At 57.6% G+C, this 17,003-nt stretch carries 18 protein-coding genes and 1 tRNA gene; 13 read left to right on the top strand and 6 right to left on the bottom strand.

What is annotated here, in order from left to right:
* The first annotated feature begins 10 nt into the window (after positions 1–10).
* From QRN55_RS17735 to QRN55_RS17745, 3 genes are all read left to right on the top strand, one after another.
* Positions 11–529: a GNAT family N-acetyltransferase gene (locus QRN55_RS17735; protein ID WP_284777701.1), complete on the top strand. Its 519-nt coding sequence runs from the start codon at positions 11–13 to the stop codon at positions 527–529.
* A gap of 86 nt (positions 530–615) precedes the next feature.
* Positions 616–927: an Rdx family protein gene (locus QRN55_RS17740; protein ID WP_111840035.1), complete on the top strand. Its 312-nt coding sequence runs from the start codon at positions 616–618 to the stop codon at positions 925–927.
* A gap of 167 nt (positions 928–1,094) precedes the next feature.
* Positions 1,095–1,181, top strand: a tRNA-Leu gene (locus QRN55_RS17745).
* A gap of 179 nt (positions 1,182–1,360) precedes the next feature.
* On the opposite strand, the gene QRN55_RS17750 is transcribed toward QRN55_RS17745, so the two are convergent.
* Positions 1,361–1,741 (bottom strand): pilus assembly protein N-terminal domain-containing protein, encoded by a 381-nt coding sequence (locus QRN55_RS17750; protein ID WP_502871349.1) that lies wholly within the window; start codon positions 1,739–1,741, stop codon positions 1,361–1,363.
* A 453-nt stretch (positions 1,742–2,194) separates the two neighbouring features.
* Here QRN55_RS17750 and QRN55_RS17755 point away from each other — a divergent pair, with 453 nt between their 5' ends.
* The 9 genes from QRN55_RS17755 to QRN55_RS17795 all read left to right on the top strand — a co-directional run bounded on the left by QRN55_RS17755 (position 2,195) and on the right by QRN55_RS17795 (position 11,061).
* Positions 2,195–2,383: a Flp family type IVb pilin gene (locus QRN55_RS17755; RefSeq protein ID WP_111840036.1), complete on the top strand. Its 189-nt coding sequence runs from the start codon at positions 2,195–2,197 to the stop codon at positions 2,381–2,383.
* A gap of 88 nt (positions 2,384–2,471) precedes the next feature.
* The gene (locus tag QRN55_RS17760; protein WP_284777705.1) at positions 2,472–2,984 is read left to right on the top strand and encodes an A24 family peptidase; all 513 of its coding nucleotides are present in this window, start codon (positions 2,472–2,474) and stop codon (positions 2,982–2,984) included.
* A gap of 128 nt (positions 2,985–3,112) precedes the next feature.
* Positions 3,113–3,922, top strand: coding sequence for a Flp pilus assembly protein CpaB (gene cpaB / locus QRN55_RS17765; RefSeq protein WP_284777706.1), 810 nt, complete (start codon positions 3,113–3,115; stop codon positions 3,920–3,922).
* The gene (locus tag QRN55_RS17770; protein ID WP_284777707.1) at positions 3,919–5,505 is read left to right on the top strand and encodes a type II and III secretion system protein family protein; all 1,587 of its coding nucleotides are present in this window, start codon (positions 3,919–3,921) and stop codon (positions 5,503–5,505) included. Before cpaB ends, QRN55_RS17770 begins: the two co-directional genes overlap by 4 nt.
* Before the next feature lie 14 nt (positions 5,506–5,519).
* Entirely contained in the window at positions 5,520–6,200 is a 681-nt protein-coding gene (locus QRN55_RS17775) for a CpaD family pilus assembly protein (protein ID WP_284777708.1), read from the top strand.
* Between the two features lie 36 nt (positions 6,201–6,236).
* Positions 6,237–7,526, top strand: a complete 1,290-nt coding sequence (locus QRN55_RS17780) for a CpaE/TadZ family protein (protein WP_284777709.1) — start codon at positions 6,237–6,239, stop codon at positions 7,524–7,526.
* A 40-nt stretch (positions 7,527–7,566) separates the two neighbouring features.
* Positions 7,567–9,033, top strand: a complete 1,467-nt coding sequence (locus QRN55_RS17785; protein ID WP_112497803.1) for a TadA family conjugal transfer-associated ATPase — start codon at positions 7,567–7,569, stop codon at positions 9,031–9,033.
* 24 nt (positions 9,034–9,057) lie between these two features.
* Positions 9,058–10,062, top strand: coding sequence for a type II secretion system F family protein (locus tag QRN55_RS17790; protein WP_233135744.1), 1,005 nt, complete (start codon positions 9,058–9,060; stop codon positions 10,060–10,062).
* Between the two features lie 12 nt (positions 10,063–10,074).
* On the top strand, positions 10,075–11,061 hold the full coding sequence (locus tag QRN55_RS17795; protein ID WP_284777711.1) for a type II secretion system F family protein: 987 nt from the start codon (positions 10,075–10,077) through the stop codon (positions 11,059–11,061).
* A gap of 64 nt (positions 11,062–11,125) precedes the next feature.
* Here QRN55_RS17795 and QRN55_RS17800 read toward each other — a convergent pair whose 3' ends face one another.
* Positions 11,126–11,914, bottom strand: coding sequence for a tetratricopeptide repeat protein (locus tag QRN55_RS17800; RefSeq protein WP_284777855.1), 789 nt, complete (start codon positions 11,912–11,914; stop codon positions 11,126–11,128).
* A gap of 177 nt (positions 11,915–12,091) precedes the next feature.
* Between QRN55_RS17800 and QRN55_RS17805 the strand changes: the two genes are divergently transcribed.
* A complete protein-coding gene (locus QRN55_RS17805; RefSeq protein WP_284777712.1) occupies positions 12,092–13,489 on the top strand; it encodes a leucyl aminopeptidase family protein in 1,398 nt (465 codons plus the stop codon).
* Between the two features lie 30 nt (positions 13,490–13,519).
* On the opposite strand, the gene pncB is transcribed toward QRN55_RS17805, so the two are convergent.
* The 4 genes from pncB to QRN55_RS17825 all read right to left on the bottom strand — a co-directional run bounded on the left by pncB (position 13,520) and on the right by QRN55_RS17825 (position 16,721).
* Positions 13,520–14,824 carry a nicotinate phosphoribosyltransferase gene (gene pncB, locus QRN55_RS17810; protein WP_111840046.1) on the bottom strand — a complete coding sequence of 435 codons (1,305 nt, stop codon included), beginning with the start codon at positions 14,822–14,824 and terminating at the stop codon, positions 13,520–13,522.
* A 173-nt stretch (positions 14,825–14,997) separates the two neighbouring features.
* Positions 14,998–15,357, bottom strand: a complete 360-nt coding sequence (locus QRN55_RS17815; RefSeq protein WP_284777713.1) for a hypothetical protein — start codon at positions 15,355–15,357, stop codon at positions 14,998–15,000.
* Between the two features lie 90 nt (positions 15,358–15,447).
* Complete coding sequence (locus QRN55_RS17820) at positions 15,448–16,308, bottom strand: C40 family peptidase (protein WP_284777714.1); 861 nt, start codon at positions 16,306–16,308, stop codon at positions 15,448–15,450.
* Between the two features lie 68 nt (positions 16,309–16,376).
* A complete protein-coding gene (locus QRN55_RS17825) occupies positions 16,377–16,721 on the bottom strand; it encodes a MarR family transcriptional regulator (RefSeq protein WP_284777715.1) in 345 nt (114 codons plus the stop codon).
* Between the last annotated feature and the right edge of the window lie 282 nt (positions 16,722–17,003).

The following is a 17,003-nucleotide window of genomic DNA, read 5'->3' on the forward strand; positions in this document are numbered from 1 at the left end:
GGAGTTTCGAATGACACGTATCCGCATGCTGAACGGCGAGGAGACCCTGGCCGCGTTACCAGACCTTTGCGAAGTCCTGTCCGATTGCGTCAATGACGGTGCCTCCGTCGGCTACATGCTGCCTTTCGTGCCTGCCGATGCCAAAGCATTCTGGGAAAGCGTAGTGAAGTCGGTGGAAAGTGGCGGCACACTTCATGTGGTGGCAGAGGTGGATGGCAAAATCGTCGGCACCGTGCAGGTGGGGCTCGCCTCCAAACCCAATCAGCCTCATCGCGGTGACCTGATGAAACTCCTGGTGCATCGCTCCTCGCGCGGGCTTGGCCTGTCACGCCTGCTGATGGAACGGGTGGAAGCCGAAGCTGTGGCCCGTGGCCGGACGCTTCTGGTGCTGGACACGGCGTCGGGCAGCACGGCGGAAGCGATATATCCTCGCTACGGTTGGCAGCGCGTCGGCGTCATTCCCAATTATGCGATGCATCCCGATGGTCGCTACTGCGACGCGACATGGTTCTACAAAGAAATCGGCTAGATTTCCTGCACATAGGCGCTTGCAAAGATTTGCTTCACCGCAGAACATGGCCTCGCGCTAAAAGCGATGAACAAATGAGGGGCCATATGACAGACACAGCGGCCAAGCCACGCATTTCCATTGTCTATTGCACCCAGTGCAACTGGCTCCTGCGCTCGTCCTGGATGGCGCAGGAACTACTGCACACATTTTCAGACAGTCTCGCAGAAGTCTCGTTGGTGCCGGCAACCGGCGGACGCTTCGAAATCCTGCTGGACGGAAACGTCATCTGGGAACGCAAGCGCGATGGCGGTTTCCCCGGACCAAAGGAACTCAAGCAGCGCGTCCGTGACGTCATAGACCCCGGTCGCGACCTCGGCCATCTCGACCGGTCTAAGAACGAGGGGCTGGATAGCTGATTCCCTTTTGGTGGCGTTCGCGGAGGCCCTTCACGACCCTTTGGATCTCTCCAACGAGGCCTTCACACCGCCTCCTCAAGTTTTTTCACTGAAAAATCAATGATCGTCACAAAACTTCAAAATCCCTGTTGACACCGAGGGGCTCCCCCCGTACATCGCTCCTCGTCGCCCAGATGGCGGAATTGGTAGACGCGCCAGCTTCAGGTGCTGGTACTCGAAAGGGTGTGGAGGTTCGAGTCCTCTTCTGGGCACCATTCCATTTTTGATCTTAGCCAGATCAATGACTTACCGAAAAATCTGTAAAGATGTATCGCCCTCGGGGCGCGGTAAATCTGTGCCTGAAATTCGCCTATGATGTGCAGATTTTGTCATGCGACAGAAATATTCGCCGCTGAATGCTCGGCGTGCCTCGACCCCAGAAAAAATTGAAATCTTACTGGCCGGTCGCCGCTGCGCCTTCGTTCGGGGAATGCTCTTCGCAGTTCGGCGTGCAGGAGAGGACGGTGCGGGCCGTCTGGCGGAAAACGCGGACTGTGTTGCCTTCATCGATGGAAACGAGCACGCGTTCATCCACGATTGCATTGCCATCTGCGTCCAGCAGAACGAGGTTCGTGGTGCCGAAACTCCGGCCCGTCAATACGATGGTGGTAGCATCTGCGACCGTCGCATCGGCTACCTTGGAGTTTCCGATGATGACTTTGCTGACCGGTCTGTCCAATTTCAGCACGCGGGCGTGGTTCATCGACACACGCAGCATCTCATCGTCAGCCGAAACTGCCATTGTGGACGTGGCGAGCAGCGCCGCCAGGGTCATAGCAAGTCTAGCCATTGAAACGGACAGCATGAGTTTGGACAGCCTTGGTTGGTGCGGCGTTGTGATGATCAAAAGCACCATGCGCGGGATTGGTGAATGAAGCGTTAAACGACAATCCCATTATGAAATGGTTGATACTCCTCAGCTGAAAAGCGTTGCTCCATTATGCGGCATGCCTCAAAACAAAACAGCGGATATGTCCTATTAAAGTGCATTCCGCTGGCGTCATTTGTCGCTACAGCCCCTAAGAATAGGCATGTTCTGCAACACATAAAAATTGAATTTCTACTTTGAATTATTGTTTACTATGCTCGATTTCACTGCCCTTTAATCTTTTTTTAATTAACTTTTTTAAGTGGTTGGAAATCCAAATTCGCTAGTTTGAGGTCAACCGAACAACGGAAAACAGTTGTCGGCGTGCTCAACGATAAGACAGAGTTTAGGAGAACCCGCATGACACAGATTTTCGCTCGCTTCATGAAAGACGAGTCCGGCGCGACCGCCATCGAATACGGCCTCATCGCCGCCCTGATTTCCGTTGCGATCATCACTGGCGCGACCACTGTTGGTACACGCCTTGGCGCGCTCTTTACAACGCTTGGAACACGCATGACAACGGCTGCAACCGCGGCAAACAACTGAGTTCGGCCCGGGTTCGATAGTATTTGCGCCGCCTGAACAAGGCGGCGTATCGCATTGGTCTGTTGGCGAGTAGGATAAGGTGCATCACATGGTTATCGCCGCGATATTCCTGATCGTTCCGCTGTGTCTCGCATTTGCGGCACTAAACGACCTCTTCGCCATGACGATTCCGAACCGCATTTCGGCGATCCTCATCGCTTCATTCCTCGTGGTCGCACCGCTTTCGGGCATGGACATGCAGACGTTCGGCATGAGCCTCGTTGCAGGTCTCGCCGTATTTTGCGTGAGCTTCATTCTTTTTGCAATGAACACGATGGGCGGCGGGGATGCGAAGTTGCTGACGGCCTCTGCGGTCTGGTTCGGCTTCGACATGCCACTTGCGCTTTACATGCTGGCAGTCGCCATCCTTGGTGGTGTGCTGACGATGGGCATTCTGTTCATCAGGTCCTATCGACAGGAAATCATGGTGACGGGCCTGCCGGTTCCAGATTCGCTGCTGGTGGCTAAAAAGGTTCCCTACGGAATAGCGATCGCGGTAGCGGGCCTGCTGACCTACCCTGAAGCGCCAATCGTTCAGCTTGCGATGCAGCGCCTGATGTAAAGCAAAGGCAGCCAAAACGGGCCTGTTTATTTTCCATTAACTACACGCCGACACATTTTATTAACTATAATTACACCAATGGCGGGCCATGGTCGGAACAGAGATTCTGACTCTTTCAAGGCCCGAACATGAAACCGTCGCGTGTCGTCATTCTTTGCGTAGCTGTGGTCGCCGCCGGTCTTGCCGGTTTGCTAGCCATGCAGCTTGGCGCTCCTCAACAGGTCGTGGAGCAGGCCGAAGCCATCATTCAGAAAGAACCGACCGTCAATGTCCTGGTGTCCTCGGTCAACTTGCCGGTTGGAAGCCGCCTGAGTGCTGACTCGGTGCGCTGGGCAGCGTGGCCACAGGGCAGCATCAATGAGAGCTTCGTTACCGAAGCAAAGCGCCCGGAGGCCATTGCCGAACTGACCGGTTCTATCGTGCGCCTGCCGCTGTTCGAAGGCGAACCCTTGCGGCCCGAAAAGGTCGTCGATTCCAGCTCCCGTATCATGTCCGCGTTGCTGCCTGCGGGCAAGCGTGCCGTCTCGACAGAGATTTCGGTCGCCACCGGCGCCGGTGGCTTCGTGCTGCCCAACGACCGTGTGGACGTGATCATGGTTCGCAAGGGTGATGGCGGCGGCTTTTTGACGGAAAACGTTCTCAACAATGTCCGCGTTCTCGCCATCGACCAGCAGATCAAGGAAGGCGAAGACGGCACGAGCGCTGTTGTCGGCGCAACAGCCACGCTGGAACTGACACCGGAACAGGCAAAGATCATGACTGTCGCACAGCAGATGGCGGACCGTCTGACGCTGTCGCTACGCTCCGTTGCCGATGCACAGGATAGTGACACCACATCTGCCGAATACCTTCTGAACCGGGGTGCGGGACAGCCAGCCATTCAGGTCATCAAATCCGGCTCAATCGTCAAGGAAGGACAGGGGGGATCGGCACAATGACCTATCGAGCACGCAATAGCCTGAAGACCCTTATGCGCTCGTCCGTCACTGGCGGGCTGGCTTTCTGCATCGCATTCTCCGGCTTTCCCGGCATGAACGTTCCTTTTGGCCTATCGACAAACGAAGCCCTTGCCCAGAGCGCCAGCATCGTGCGCATCAATGAAAGCGGTCAGGGCGTGCGAAAGCGCCTTAAGCTGGGGCTCAACAAGGCGCTGGTCATCGACCTGCCGCAAGACGCTCACGATATTCTCGTGGCAGACCCCTCCATGGCGGATGCCGTAACGCGCAGTTCGCGACGCATCTATCTTTTCGGCAAGTCGGTTGGCCAGACGAATATCTTCATTTTCGGTGATCAGGGGCAGGAGATCGTCAGCCTCGATCTTGAAGTCGAGCGTGACATTTCCGGTCTTCAGGCCAACCTTCGCCGCTTCATTCCTGAATCGGACATACGCGTCGAAATCGTCTCCGATAACATCGTGCTCTCGGGCAGCGTTCGCACCCCGCAAGATTCTGCCCGCGCCGTCCAGCTCGCTTCCGCCTTCTTGAAAGGTGGTGAGGCGACCACGCGCAATATAACCGAGACAAGCCAGAGCAATGGTGACGGCGCCGTCGCGATCTTCGCCGAAGACCGCCAGCAATCCTCCATCGTCAATATGCTGACGATCGAAGGTGAAGATCAGGTGACGCTGAAGGTCACGGTTGCGGAAGTCAGCCGTCAGGTTTTGAAGCAGCTTGGTTTCAATGGCTCCATAAGCGGTACAGGCTCGAACTCCAGTCAAATCGCGTTTTCCAATCCCGCGAACCTGGGCAATGCGATTGGCCTGGCGGGTACTGGCAACGTGGCGGGCACAGTCGGAAAACTGGCCCTTGGCAGCTATTTCAATGCGATGGAGCAGGCGGGAGTCATGCGCACCTTGGCCGAGCCGAGCCTCACTGCGATTTCAGGCGAACAGGCGAAGTTCTATGTAGGTGGCGAGTTCCGGCTGCCTGCTGAACAGGAAGTTGCATTCGATGAAACGACGGGAAGACCGACTGTTACTCGAACAACGGACAAGGTCGATTACGGGATCGAGCTGAATTTTCGTCCTGTCGTTCTGTCTCCCGGCCGTATCAGCCTGAAGATCGAGACCAACGTCTCGGAACCGACCTATGAGGGCAGTGCCGTGACGGGCAATGGCAGCAGCGTTCGCGTTCCGGGTAGTACCTACCTGTCAATACGAAAGCGCGAGGCCTCCACAAGCGTCGAGCTTCCGTCTGGCGGCTCGATCGTCATTGCTGGTTTGGTGCAAGACAACGTGCGACAAGCCATGTCCGGTCTGCCCGGCGCGTCCAAGGTTCCGATTCTCGGCACGCTGTTCCGCAGCAAGGACTTCATTCGCAACGAAACAGAGCTCGTCATCATCGCCACGCCTTATCTGGTGCGACCGGTATCACGCAACGAGATCGCCCGGCCCGACGACAACTTCAACCCGGAAAACGATGCCGCCATGTACTTTATGAACCGGGTCAACAAGGTTTACGGCAACAGGCAGCAGGCTCACACACAGCCCTATCAGGGCTCGGTAGGGTTTATCTACAAATGACAAAGATGCACCAGATGAAACCTCTCGCGCAACGCCACACGATCCGCCGCGTCAGCCTCGTTGCCGCGCTACTGACGACGGCAATGCTGGCGCAGGGCTGCGCACGCGACCCGATGTCGACAGGCGCCATTCCAGATGACTACCGCACCCGCCATCCGATCACGCTTTCGGAAGCGCAGCACTCCTTGGACATCCCGGTTTCTGCTGGCGACAACCGTTTGACGGTCGGCATGGCCGATAGCATCAAGGGCTTTGCGCAGAGCTATTCCTCCACCTCCTCCGGTGTCGTGCAGATGCAGATACCCATGGGCTCGGCAAACTCGGCTGCGGCTTCGATCATGAAACGGCAGATCCGGTCCGTGCTGGCCTCTTCCGGCATTCCGGCGGCCAAGATCGTGGAGACGCCTTATGGTGCCGCACCCTCGGGGGATGCTGCTCCCATCCGGTTGAGCTACGTGGCCATCACGGCGATGACCGGGCAGTGCGGGCAATGGCCGGAAGACCTTTCGGATAACACCTATTCCAACAAGAACTGGTACAATTTCGGCTGTGCATCACAAAACAATCTCGCAGCGCAGGTGGCAAACCCGATGGACCTTGTCGGCCCGCGCGGCATGAGCCCGATCGATGCAGAGCGTCGTTCCGTGGTGATCGGCAACTATCGCGCAGGCAAGACAACGGCAACGACAGAGTGACGTGAAGCCAGAGCGGATGAGGCAACAGGAAACACAATGAACCCGGTAAACTACGATATTCAGCACGCAAACCCGGACGAGACCTACGCCGAAGAGCCCTTGCGCACGGGCGATCTGGAGGGTCTGCGACCCCTACCCCGCATTTCCATCCATGCGTTCTGCGAAAGCGAGAGCATGCAGCGCCTGATGGAGCGTCTGTCAGGCGACCGCCGCATGAACAAGGTCAGCCTGCGCGTCACCAACGGCGAGATCGAAGCAGCAGCGACGATGTTTTCTTCCAGCCCGACGCCCAATCTGATCGTTCTGGAAACCGCGCGCGAGCCTTCGACGCTGCTGAACGACCTGGCACCGCTTGCGGAGGTTTGCGACCCGACGACCCGCGTCATCATCATCGGGCGCCATAACGACATCACGCTCTACCGGGACCTCATCCGCAACGGCATTTCGGAATATCTCGTTGCGCCGGTGAAAATGCCGGATTTGCTGGCGTCGATCTCGGCGATCTTCGTTGACCCGGAGGCCGAACCGCTGGGTCGCAACATCGCGTTCATCGGCGCGAAGGGCGGCGTCGGCTCGTCGACCATCGCGCACAATTGCGCCTTCGGCATTTCGAACCTGTTTTCCACGGAAACCATTCTCGCCGATCTGGACCTGCCGTTCGGAACCGCCAATATCGACTTTGATCAAGACCCTGCTCAGGGCATCGCCGAGGCGGTTTACGCGCCCGAGCGTCTGGACGAGATGTTTCTCGACCGTCTGCTGACCAAATGCTCCGAGCATCTTTCGCTGCTTGCCGCGCCGTCGCTTCTCGACCGATCCTATGATTTCGAGCGGCTGGCCTTCCAGCCCCTGCTTGAGCTCCTGCAGCGCAGTGCGCCGGTTGCGGTTCTCGATGTTCCGCACATCTGGTCTGAGTGGACGCAAACTGTTCTGGCCGAAGCCGACGAGGTGGTGATCACGGCGGTGCCGGATCTCGCCAATCTGCGCAATACCAAGAACCTTCTGGATGCGCTGAAAAAGCTTCGACCCAACGACAAGGTTCCGCATCTGGTGCTCAATCAGGTTGGCATGGTGAAGCGACCCGAGATCGCACCTGCCGACTTTTTCGAGCCACTGGAGATCGAGCCGATCGCCATCATTCCGTTCGATGTACAACTGTTCGGCAATGCGGCCAATAGCGGGCGGATGATCAGCGAAATCGATGCAAAGTCGCCGATTGCCGAGACGTTCTCGCAGATTTCCCACATCGTCACGGGCCGTTCTTCGGCGCGAAAGGCGAAGCGGGCAGGGCTTGGCAAATTCATGGACCTTATAAAACGCAAGTGATGCGCGGCATGGCCGTGCAAAGACAGACCGGAAGACACCTATGTTCGGAAAACGTGGCAACGAAGGCTTCTCACGAAGCACAAACAGTGGACCGGCGGCATCTTCCCCTGCCCCGTCACCCGTTGTCGCGGCTCCGCGCGCTGAGCCGGTGGAGACACTGGTGCTGCCCTCGCCAGCAGCCCCGTCTCATTCTCCGCCCCCACAGGTGCGCAAGCGCACGCGGACCGACGAATATTACCAGACAAAAGCACAGGTCTTCTCGGCGCTGATCGACACCATCGATCTGTCGCAACTAGCGAAACTCGACACCGAGAGCGCGCGCGAAGAAATCCGCGATATCGTCAACGATATCATCACCATCAAGAATTTCGCGATGTCGATTTCCGAGCAGGAAGAACTGCTGGAAGACATCTGCAACGATGTTCTGGGTTATGGACCGCTGGAGCCGCTTCTGGCGCGTGACGACATCGCCGACATCATGGTCAACGGTTCCGGCCAGACCTTCATCGAAGTGGGCGGTAAAACCATCGAATCCGACATACGGTTTCGCGACAATGCTCAGCTCCTGTCGATCTGCCAGCGTATCGTCAGCCAGGTCGGTCGCCGCGTCGATGAATCGAGCCCGATCTGCGACGCGCGCCTGCCGGACGGTTCGCGCGTCAACGTCATCGCTCCGCCGCTCGCCATCGATGGCCCGGCACTGACCATCCGAAAGTTCAAGAAAGACAAACTCACCCTCGACCAACTGGTGCGCTTTGGAGCCATCACACCGGAGGGTGCCGTTCTTCTTCAGGTCATCGGGCGCGTGCGCTGCAATGTCGTCATCTCCGGCGGTACCGGCTCAGGTAAGACGACGCTTTTGAACTGCCTGACGAGCTATATCGACAAGACAGAACGCGTCATTACATGCGAAGACACTGCCGAACTTCAGTTGCAGCAGCCCCATGTGGTCAGGCTTGAAACCCGTCCGCCCAACATCGAGGGCGAAGGTGAAATCACCATGCGTGATCTCGTCAAGAACTGCCTGCGTATGCGCCCTGAACGCATCATCGTCGGTGAAGTGCGTGGGCCCGAAGTCTTCGACCTGTTACAGGCGATGAACACGGGCCATGACGGCTCCATGGGAACGATCCACGCCAACACCCCGCGCGAATGCCTAAGCCGTATGGAATCGATGATCGCCATGGGTGGCTTTAGCCTTCCGGCAAAGACCGTGCGCGAAATCATCTCCTCCTCCGTCGATGTCATCATTCAGGCTGCGCGTCTGCGTGACGGTTCGCGCCGCATCACGCAGGTGACCGAAGTGCTGGGCATGGAAGGCGACGTGATCATCACGCAGGATCTGATGCGCTACGAGATGGATGGCGAAGACGCGAGCGGACGTCTGATCGGCCGCCATGTTTCGACCGGCATCAGCAAACCGCATTTCTGGGATCGAGCACGCTATTTCAACGAGGAAAAGCGCCTGGCCGCCGCCCTCGATGAAATGGAAAGCCAGTCTCAATAAGCAGGATCAGAACGGAACTGTAGAATGAATATGACGGTGGTGTTGCTCGTGATCCTGGTCGCCATATCGGCAGGAGCGATGGCCTATGTCTTTCTCTTCCCGCAGATCGAAGTTGAAAAGAAAACCGCAAGCCGCGTGAGCCGGGTCAAGGCCGCAGAAACCGACCATACCAAGATCAAGGCCGCACGTGACCGTGTTCAGGAACTGAGCAAGCGTCGCAAATCCGTGCAGGACACCCTCAAGGATCTTGAAAAGAAGCAGAACGAGAAAACCAAGGATCGCCGCGACACGAGTGTGCGCGGCAAGCTGGTTCAGGCCGGACTGTCGATCTCGGTGCGAAAATTCTATGTCCTGGGATGTGGTCTTGGGATCGCCGTCTTTCTCGTCGCCCTGCTTTACGGCGCGCCCATCTATCTGGCACTCGGTGGCGGCTTTGTCGGCGCGCTTGGCCTTCCCCGCTGGATCCTCGGCTTTCTGGTCAAGCGCCGGCAGAACAGGTTTCTGGAAGAGTTTCCGAACGCACTCGATGTGATGTACCGCTCCATCAAATCCGGCCTGCCGCTCAATGATTCCGTAAGGCTGATCGCTTCAGACGGGCAGGAGCCTGTCAAAACCGAGTTCCAGCGCGTGGTGGAAGCGCAGCAGGTGGGCATGACCATTCCCGAAGGCATAAACCGCATGATGCTGACAATGCCACTGCCCGAGGTCAACTTCTTCGGCACCGTCATTACCATTCAGGCACAGGCGGGTGGCAATCTCTCCGAAGCGCTGGCCAACCTGTCCAAGGTGCTGCGTGAACGACGCAAGATGAGGGCCAAGGTCTCCGCGCTCTCGATGGAGGCCAAGGCATCCGCCGTCATCATCGGCGCACTGCCCTTTATCGTGGCGCTGCTCGTCTACCTGACTTCACCGGATTACATCATGGTGCTGTTCACCGATCCGCGCGGTCATCTCATTCTTGGCGCCTCGGCGATCTGGATGTCCATCGGCATCATCGTCATGCGCCAGATGATCAACTTCGATATTTGAGGCGGTAGCACCATGTCCCAGCAACTCGCATCCAGCCTGACCAACCCGCATCTCATCGTTGCCGTCCTCGTTGCCGTCGCTGTTTTTGCGACGTTCTACACGCTCGCCATTCCATATTTCGAGAAGGGCGATCTAGGCAAACGCATGAAGGCCGTGTCCACGGAACGTGACCTGATCCGAAGCCGGGAACGCAACCGGATGAGCGAAGCAGCTAAAGGCGAAAAGGCCTCGTTGCGCTCGAACAACAACAAATCCGCTCGCCGGATCGTCGAACGCTTCAATCTGCGCGAAGCGCTTGTCGATGCCAATACGGTCAACAAGCTGCGGGCTGCGGGCTACCGATCCCAGAACGCCTTGAACACTTTTCTGGCTGCCCGCTTCATTCTGCCCTTCGTGTTCCTCGTGCTGGCTTTTCTCTGGGTCTTCGTCATGGGAAATCTCGACGGCAGGCCGTTCGGCATTCGGCTGATGGCAGTTCTGGGCTTTGGTTATCTGGGCTTTTATGCACCCAACATCTTCGTTTCCAATCAGATGTCCAAGCGTCAGAAATCGATCAAACGCGCATGGCCGGATGCGTTGGACCTGATGTTGATCTGCGTGGAATCGGGCGTATCGATGGAAGCGGCGATGCGGCGTGTGGCCGAAGAGCTGGCAGAGCAATCGCCCGAACTTGCCGAAGAAATGGTGCTGACCACGGCAGAACTGTCCTTCCTGCAGGATCGGCGTACTGCGCTCGAAAACCTGGGCCTTCGCACGCAGTTGGATGGCGTGAAAAGCGTAGTGCAGGCGTTGATCCAGGCAGAGCGCTACGGCACGCCCTTGGCGCAGGCGCTGCGCGTGCTGGCACAGGAAGGCCGTGATGAGCGCATGAACGAAGCCGAGAAGAAAGCCTCCGCTCTGCCGCCCAAACTCACCGTACCGATGATCCTGTTTTTCCTGCCAGTGCTGATCGCCGTCATTCTCGGCCCTGCTGGAATTCGCATCTCCGATACGTTCTGAACCGGTCTGCGCGCAGCAAAAAGGCGGCCCGCAGACCGCCTTTTGAAAACCATGGCAAACAAGCTTAATTCGTCGCCGTTTTCTTGTTCTTGTCGGAAAGCTGCGACCATGCATTCTGCTGGGATAGCATGCCGCGCAGATAGGTCAGGTTCGCCTGCGCCTGTTGGGCGGACAGTTCCTGCATCGCAATGCGTTCCGCTTCTTCAAAGCGCCCCTGAAGCCCGACGACCAGTGCAAGGTTCTGGCGGATACGGCTGTCGGCTCCGGGCTGGGACGCGGCGGAGCGCATATAGGTCTCAGCCGTGCGCGGATCGCTTTGAAGCACGTAGGACATTCCCAGATTGGAGAGAATGCTCGGATCGTTCGGTTTCAGATCAAGCGCCTGACGGTACTTCGCCCGCGCTTCGGACGAGCGGCCAAGCTGATCCAGCACAGCGCCTTCTGCCGAATAAAGACGCCAGTCCGGGCGATCCGGTGTCTGCGCCCTGTTGATGGTGTTGAGTGCCTGTTCCAGCTGACCGGCAGCGGCCTGTGCCTTGCCGTAGGAAGAAAGAACGTCACGATCTGTCGGATAAGCGATGGCGACCTGCTGCATGACGGCAAGTGCCTGCGTGTTCTTGCCCGTCATCATCAGCAGATTGGCGTAGTTGAGGCCCGTGTTGCGATCCCTCGGGTTGTGCTCATAGGCCTTGCCGGTGGAGGCTTCCGCCTGTCGCAACTGCTCCATGTTCATCTGGTCGTAGGAACGGGACACCGGCGCCACCGATCCGGTCGACATACGGTCTGGCTTGTTGGTGGAACATCCCGCGAGAGACAGCGCAAGCACGGCCGCACAGACGCCGCGCAACAGCATTTTTGGGCGCTCTGGAAGGGAAGAAACAGCAATCACGACATTGCCCCCGGCTCTCGGTTATGATCGAAACGGGTGACACGAAGCGATTTCGCTCGACGCAACCCTCGCTCCAGCAATAATCTGTTAACCCTAACAGAGTGTTAATTTGCCGATTCCAGACCTTTACGAAAGTACCCAATGCCTCCTTATCAATTTATCGATCGCACCACGCCTTTCAGTTCCAAAGCGGGAAAAACACTGCCCGTTTTTGCGGTGACACCTGCTCACATCGAACAGCGCGCGATTGATCCGATTGCTCTCGATTGGGCGCGTAAAGCGGGATTCAAGGCAGATGCAGGCGCAATTCTGCTCATTCCATCCGCAGAAGGTGCCCTCGGCGGCGCGCTTTTGGGGCTCGGCACCAACCCGTCGGAGCTTCCTTTCATTACCGGCAAGCTGGCGCGAGAGCTGCCCGAAGGCGACTGGCACATCGAGACTGCACCGCTGACGGTCAACCGTCTGATGCTGGGCTTTGGCCTCGGCGCCTATCGTTTCGATAAATACCGTACGTCCAAGAGCAACGGCGCGAAGCTGTTGATCCCCCGCGACGCGGAGGATGCGGAGATAAAGCGAATTCTGGCGGGTGTTTATCTGGCCCGTGACCTCATCAACGTGCCTGCCAACGACATGGGGCCGGACCAGCTCGAAATCGCATTCCGCAGTCTGGCTGCGCATTACAAGGCTCAGGTTTCGGTCGTGGCAGGCGAAGACCTGCTGAAAGAAAACTTTCCGTTGATCCATGCAGTTGGTCGTGCCAGCGAAAGCGCGCCGCGCCTGCTGGAGATGACCTGGGGCAAAAAGGGCAATCCGCGCCTGACGCTGGTGGGCAAGGGCGTGTGCTTCGATACCGGTGGCCTCGACATCAAGCCTTCGTCTTCCATGGCGCTGATGAAGAAGGACATGGGTGGGGCGGCCAATGTGCTTGGTCTGGCGCTCATGATCATGGACGCCCGCCTGCCGATCGATTTGCGCGTTCTCGTGCCTGCCGTGGAAAACTCCATTTCGGCCAACGCCTTCCGCCCCGGCGATATCTATCAGAGCCGTAAAGGCCTGACCGTTCAGATCGACAATACCGATGCGGAAGGCCGTCTCGTGCTGGCGGATGCCCTTGCCTATGCCGACGAGGATGCGCCGGATCTCATCATCGACATGGCGACCCTGACGGGTGCCGCCCGCGTAGCGCTCGGCCCCGATGTGCCGCCATTCTTCACGGATGATGAAGATTTGGCACACAGCATCAGCGATGCCAGCATGGATGTGGATGATCCCTTGTGGCGCCTGCCGCTCTACATGGGCTACGACAAGGACATCCGCTCCCGCGCCGCCGATATCACCAATGCGCCAGCAGGAGGCATGGCCGGTTCGATCACGGCAGCGCTTTTCCTCAAGCGTTTCGTAACGCAGACGAAGAAATGGGCGCATTTCGATATTTACGGCTGGTCGCTCAGCGAGCGTCCACATTCCTCCATCGGCGGAGAAGCCCAGGCCATTCGCGCGCTTTTCCAATATATTTCACGCAATTTCGCGAAGAAGTAACTGGCAAGGGAGCGGGAAACCGCTCCCTGTTCAAACGTGCACGTCCTGCTCCTTACGGTCTTCCTGACCGAAGAATTTCAGGTAGCGCTGAACCTCTTCCGGTTCTCCAGTCGCCTTTTGCGGGTTGTCGGAAAGCTTGACGGCGGGGCGTCCGTTGGCATCGATGACCTTGCAGACGATGGAAATCGGCTTCAGGCTTTCAATCGTATTGGGCGCGCATCCGGCAAAGTCATTAGTCAGATTGGTGCCCCAACCGAAACTCATTCGGACGCGTCCCTCGAAATGCTTGTAAGTGTCGATGATGGCATCCACATCCAGACCGTCCGAAAAGATCAGCAGTTTCTTCTTCGGGTCGCGATCCATCTTCTGCCACCAGTCGATGATCTTCTCGCCACCTTCGATCGGCGGCGCGCTATCGGGGCGAAAACCCGTCCAGTCCGCTACCCATTCCGGCGCATTGCGCAAAAACGCGGCGGTACCAAAAGCATCCGGCAGCACGATCAGAAGGTTGCCGCCATAAAGCCGGTTCCAGTCCTTCATGACCTGATAGGGCGCTGCTGCCAGAGCTTCGTCGTTCTGTGCAAGGGCCGCGACAACCATCGGCAGCTCATGCGCATTGGTGCCGACAGCTTCGAGGTCGGAATCCATCGCCAGCAAGACGTTGCTCGTGCCGGTAAAGGCCGGGCCGATGCCTTCCTTCAAGGCTTCCACGCACCAGCGCTGCCACAGGAAGCTGTGGCGACGGCGGGTGCCGAAGTCGGAAATACGCAGGCCGGGAAGTTCGCGCAGACGCTCCACCTTCGCCCACATCTTGGCTTTTGCGCGCGCATAGAGAACATCGAGCGTGAAATAGCCGAGCGACCGCATGGCGCTGCGCGAGCGAAGCTCATTGATGATAGCAAGAGCGGGAATTTCCCATAGCGTGGTGTCCATCCAGCGCCCATGGAAATTCAGTTCGTACTGCCCATCGCGTTTGAAAAGCTCGTATTCTGGCAGCTGGTAGCTATCCAGCCACGAGAGAAACTCTGGCTCGAAAATCTGCGAACGGCCATAAAACGTATTACCCGCCAGCCAGATGCTTTCCTTTTTGGAAAGACGCAGGCTCCGGGCATGATCAAGTTGCTCGCGCAGTTCCATCTCGTCGATTTCATCGGCAAGCTTGACTGTCTTGGTGCGGTTGATGAGAGAGAAGGTCGCATTCACCTCTGGATAGAGCTTCCAGATCATCTGCAACATCAGCAGTTTGTAGAAGTCGGTATCGATGAGGCTGCGGACGATGGGGTCCAGCTTCCAGGTGTGGTTGTGAACACGGGTCGCTATGTCTGTCTTCGTCATTGCTGCTGCTATCCCCCGCACCGGGCTCCATAAATCAAGAGGGGCCGATGTCGCCGCGCATTTCGAAAGGCTTTGAGCCTTCAGGAGCCTGATCTGCTCCCGAGAAAAAGACTTATCTGATAAAACAGCGGCAAGTCCAGACCGGTTTCAGCAAAGACGGTTCTGGCTGACGATTAGAAATCCACCGCAGGTGGATTGATGCCAGGATACCAGTCCTTCGATGTCGGCACGCGGTTGCCTGTCGCAGTCACGCCAGCGGAACCAGTGCAACGGTAGCCCTGCACAGCCAGACCACGATTGCCGAAGACGTCGCGATAAGGGCCATCCGAATAGCTCGAAATCACCGGAGCCGAGTGGCAGTTGTAGCGCTCTTTCGGCTGCAGCGTCTTGGGGTCTTTCACACCCGGCAGATTGGCATAGGCATCCGGTGCTGGCATGTAACCATTTTCATAGACGGTCTGCGCCTGACCGCTCGAAGCAAGTGAGAAACTGGCGAAAAGGAAAGCCGCGATGCGGAGTGCTGGTCGTGCCATAGGAATGGTCCTGCAGAATGTTCTATCCATGTTATATAGAACGGCAATCGCACCAAAACAGCGGATGGATGCAAACGTTTTCGTGAAACCTCAAGGGCGGCGGTAGGCCGTCGGCATCTCGTAGAGCCAGCCGATACGCTTGATCGCCTCATCGAGATTTTCCCGCGAGACAGTCATGGTGTGGCCATTGGCGTGAAGAAGCGTCTCCTCGTCTTCCATGATGCCGACATGGCCCTTCCAGAACACAAGATCGCCACGCCGCAGTTCTTCGCGGGTGATCTCGGTGCCCAGGGAGCGGACCTGCATATCCGTATCCCGCAGAACCGATTTGCCCGCCATGGCCATCGAAAGCTGGACGAGCCCCGAGCAATCGATACCAAAGCCTGACCGCCCGCCCCAAAGGTAAGGCGTTTCGAGAAAGCGCAGAGCGATGGACACATAGTCTTCCGTCAGCACCTGCTCGGCGCTCAGGCAATGGGCGGCGATGACGCCGTGCCCGTTTTCGGTCATCAGATACCGTGTGCCGCGCGTCTCGGCTTCTCCGACGAAGCGCATCTGGCTGCCCATGGACAGCGCTGCAATCGGTGGCTTTCGAAGTTCAGCAGCGGGATAGAGAAAGGTACGGGGGGTGATGATGCGGTGGGTGGGTGCTACGATGTCACCGAAGGCAGTTTCCGGCACATACCCGGCATAGCCATCCGCATCCGCCTGAACCCAGGCCCAGCCATTGACCTTTTCGAACACCTTGATGGTTTCACCCAGCAGCAATGCCGTATCGATGCCGGCAGTCAAATCCGGCTTTGGACGCAGTCCGATGACCGGAACCGTAATCTGCGATGGAGCACCGCTGACAAACCGCTCCGCCTCCACCTGACCCTTGAGTGCCTCATCGGCTAGATCGGCGCGAAAGATGTTAAGGCGGCGGTCGAGTGTCGTTTCCGTGGTTGTCATATCGCTCAGTCCTGCTCACCTTCATTTGCGTATTCGCCCACCGGCATACACCTTTTTGAAGCGGCACGCTAAGCCCTGCGGGCATGCTCGATGATCAGATCGCCGAATTTTTCCAGATAAAGCGCACCGGCCACCGTGCGTTTGATTACGACATTGCGGCGATCGCGTTCATCGCGCGCGCGGTCTACCAGTCCTAACCCACCCATGCTGTCCAGCGCGCGGGTGATGACGGGCTTGGTGACGCCCAGGACAGAAGCGAGACCTCTGACAGTATGTGGTGGAGGCACGAGGTAGATATGCAGCAGGATTGCCATCTGCCTCGCTGTCAGATCCGGGCCATCTTCCTCGACCTGCGCCAGCACCACGCGGTGCCAGAGGTTCAGCGCCTGACTTGGCGACAGTTCGACAGACACGTGTCCAACTCCGTTCGTTTGCAATCCAAAAAAGTCATCATGGGATTTTGGCGCAAATCAATGAACAAAACAAAACCGCCGCCCATCGTGTCTGCACTGACGTGCGCATCGATGTGGCGGCGGTTCTTGCGCTCGTTTTCGAGCTAGCGTCCCCTCTGGACTTAAAGAGAGACATGCATCAAGCGTGCCAGTTGGATTTTGCAGCAGAAATGCCCGCTAATCCTGCCTTTACAAACAAAAAGCTTCGGCGGAGGCACCGCCGAAGCTCATATTTTAAGCGAC

Origin of the sequence: Agrobacterium sp. lyk4-40-TYG-31, assembly GCF_030209855.1 — a bacterium.
Taxonomy (GTDB): Bacteria; Pseudomonadota; Alphaproteobacteria; order Rhizobiales; family Rhizobiaceae; genus Agrobacterium; species Agrobacterium vaccinii.

Coding starts and splice junctions, on each gene's coding strand:
- cpaB (WP_284777706.1), top strand. CDS start 3,113: ATGAAACCGTCGCGTGTCGTCATTCTTTGCGTAGCTGTGGTCGCCGCC.
- QRN55_RS17790 (WP_233135744.1), top strand. CDS start 9,058: ATGAATATGACGGTGGTGTTGCTCGTGATCCTGGTCGCCATATCGGCA.
- QRN55_RS17800 (WP_284777855.1), bottom strand. CDS start 11,914: ATGCTGTTGCGCGGCGTCTGTGCGGCCGTGCTTGCGCTGTCTCTCGCG.
- QRN55_RS17820 (WP_284777714.1), bottom strand. CDS start 16,308: ATGACAACCACGGAAACGACACTCGACCGCCGCCTTAACATCTTTCGC.
- QRN55_RS17795 (WP_284777711.1), top strand. CDS start 10,075: ATGTCCCAGCAACTCGCATCCAGCCTGACCAACCCGCATCTCATCGTT.
- QRN55_RS17815 (WP_284777713.1), bottom strand. CDS start 15,357: ATGGCACGACCAGCACTCCGCATCGCGGCTTTCCTTTTCGCCAGTTTC.
- QRN55_RS17785 (WP_112497803.1), top strand. CDS start 7,567: ATGTTCGGAAAACGTGGCAACGAAGGCTTCTCACGAAGCACAAACAGT.
- QRN55_RS17770 (WP_284777707.1), top strand. CDS start 3,919: ATGACCTATCGAGCACGCAATAGCCTGAAGACCCTTATGCGCTCGTCC.
- QRN55_RS17755 (WP_111840036.1), top strand. CDS start 2,195: ATGACACAGATTTTCGCTCGCTTCATGAAAGACGAGTCCGGCGCGACC.
- QRN55_RS17750 (WP_502871349.1), bottom strand. CDS start 1,741: ATGACCCTGGCGGCGCTGCTCGCCACGTCCACAATGGCAGTTTCGGCT.
- QRN55_RS17775 (WP_284777708.1), top strand. CDS start 5,520: ATGAAACCTCTCGCGCAACGCCACACGATCCGCCGCGTCAGCCTCGTT.
- QRN55_RS17760 (WP_284777705.1), top strand. CDS start 2,472: ATGGTTATCGCCGCGATATTCCTGATCGTTCCGCTGTGTCTCGCATTT.
- QRN55_RS17735 (WP_284777701.1), top strand. CDS start 11: ATGACACGTATCCGCATGCTGAACGGCGAGGAGACCCTGGCCGCGTTA.
- QRN55_RS17740 (WP_111840035.1), top strand. CDS start 616: ATGACAGACACAGCGGCCAAGCCACGCATTTCCATTGTCTATTGCACC.
- QRN55_RS17780 (WP_284777709.1), top strand. CDS start 6,237: ATGAACCCGGTAAACTACGATATTCAGCACGCAAACCCGGACGAGACC.
- QRN55_RS17805 (WP_284777712.1), top strand. CDS start 12,092: ATGCCTCCTTATCAATTTATCGATCGCACCACGCCTTTCAGTTCCAAA.
- pncB (WP_111840046.1), bottom strand. CDS start 14,824: ATGACGAAGACAGACATAGCGACCCGTGTTCACAACCACACCTGGAAG.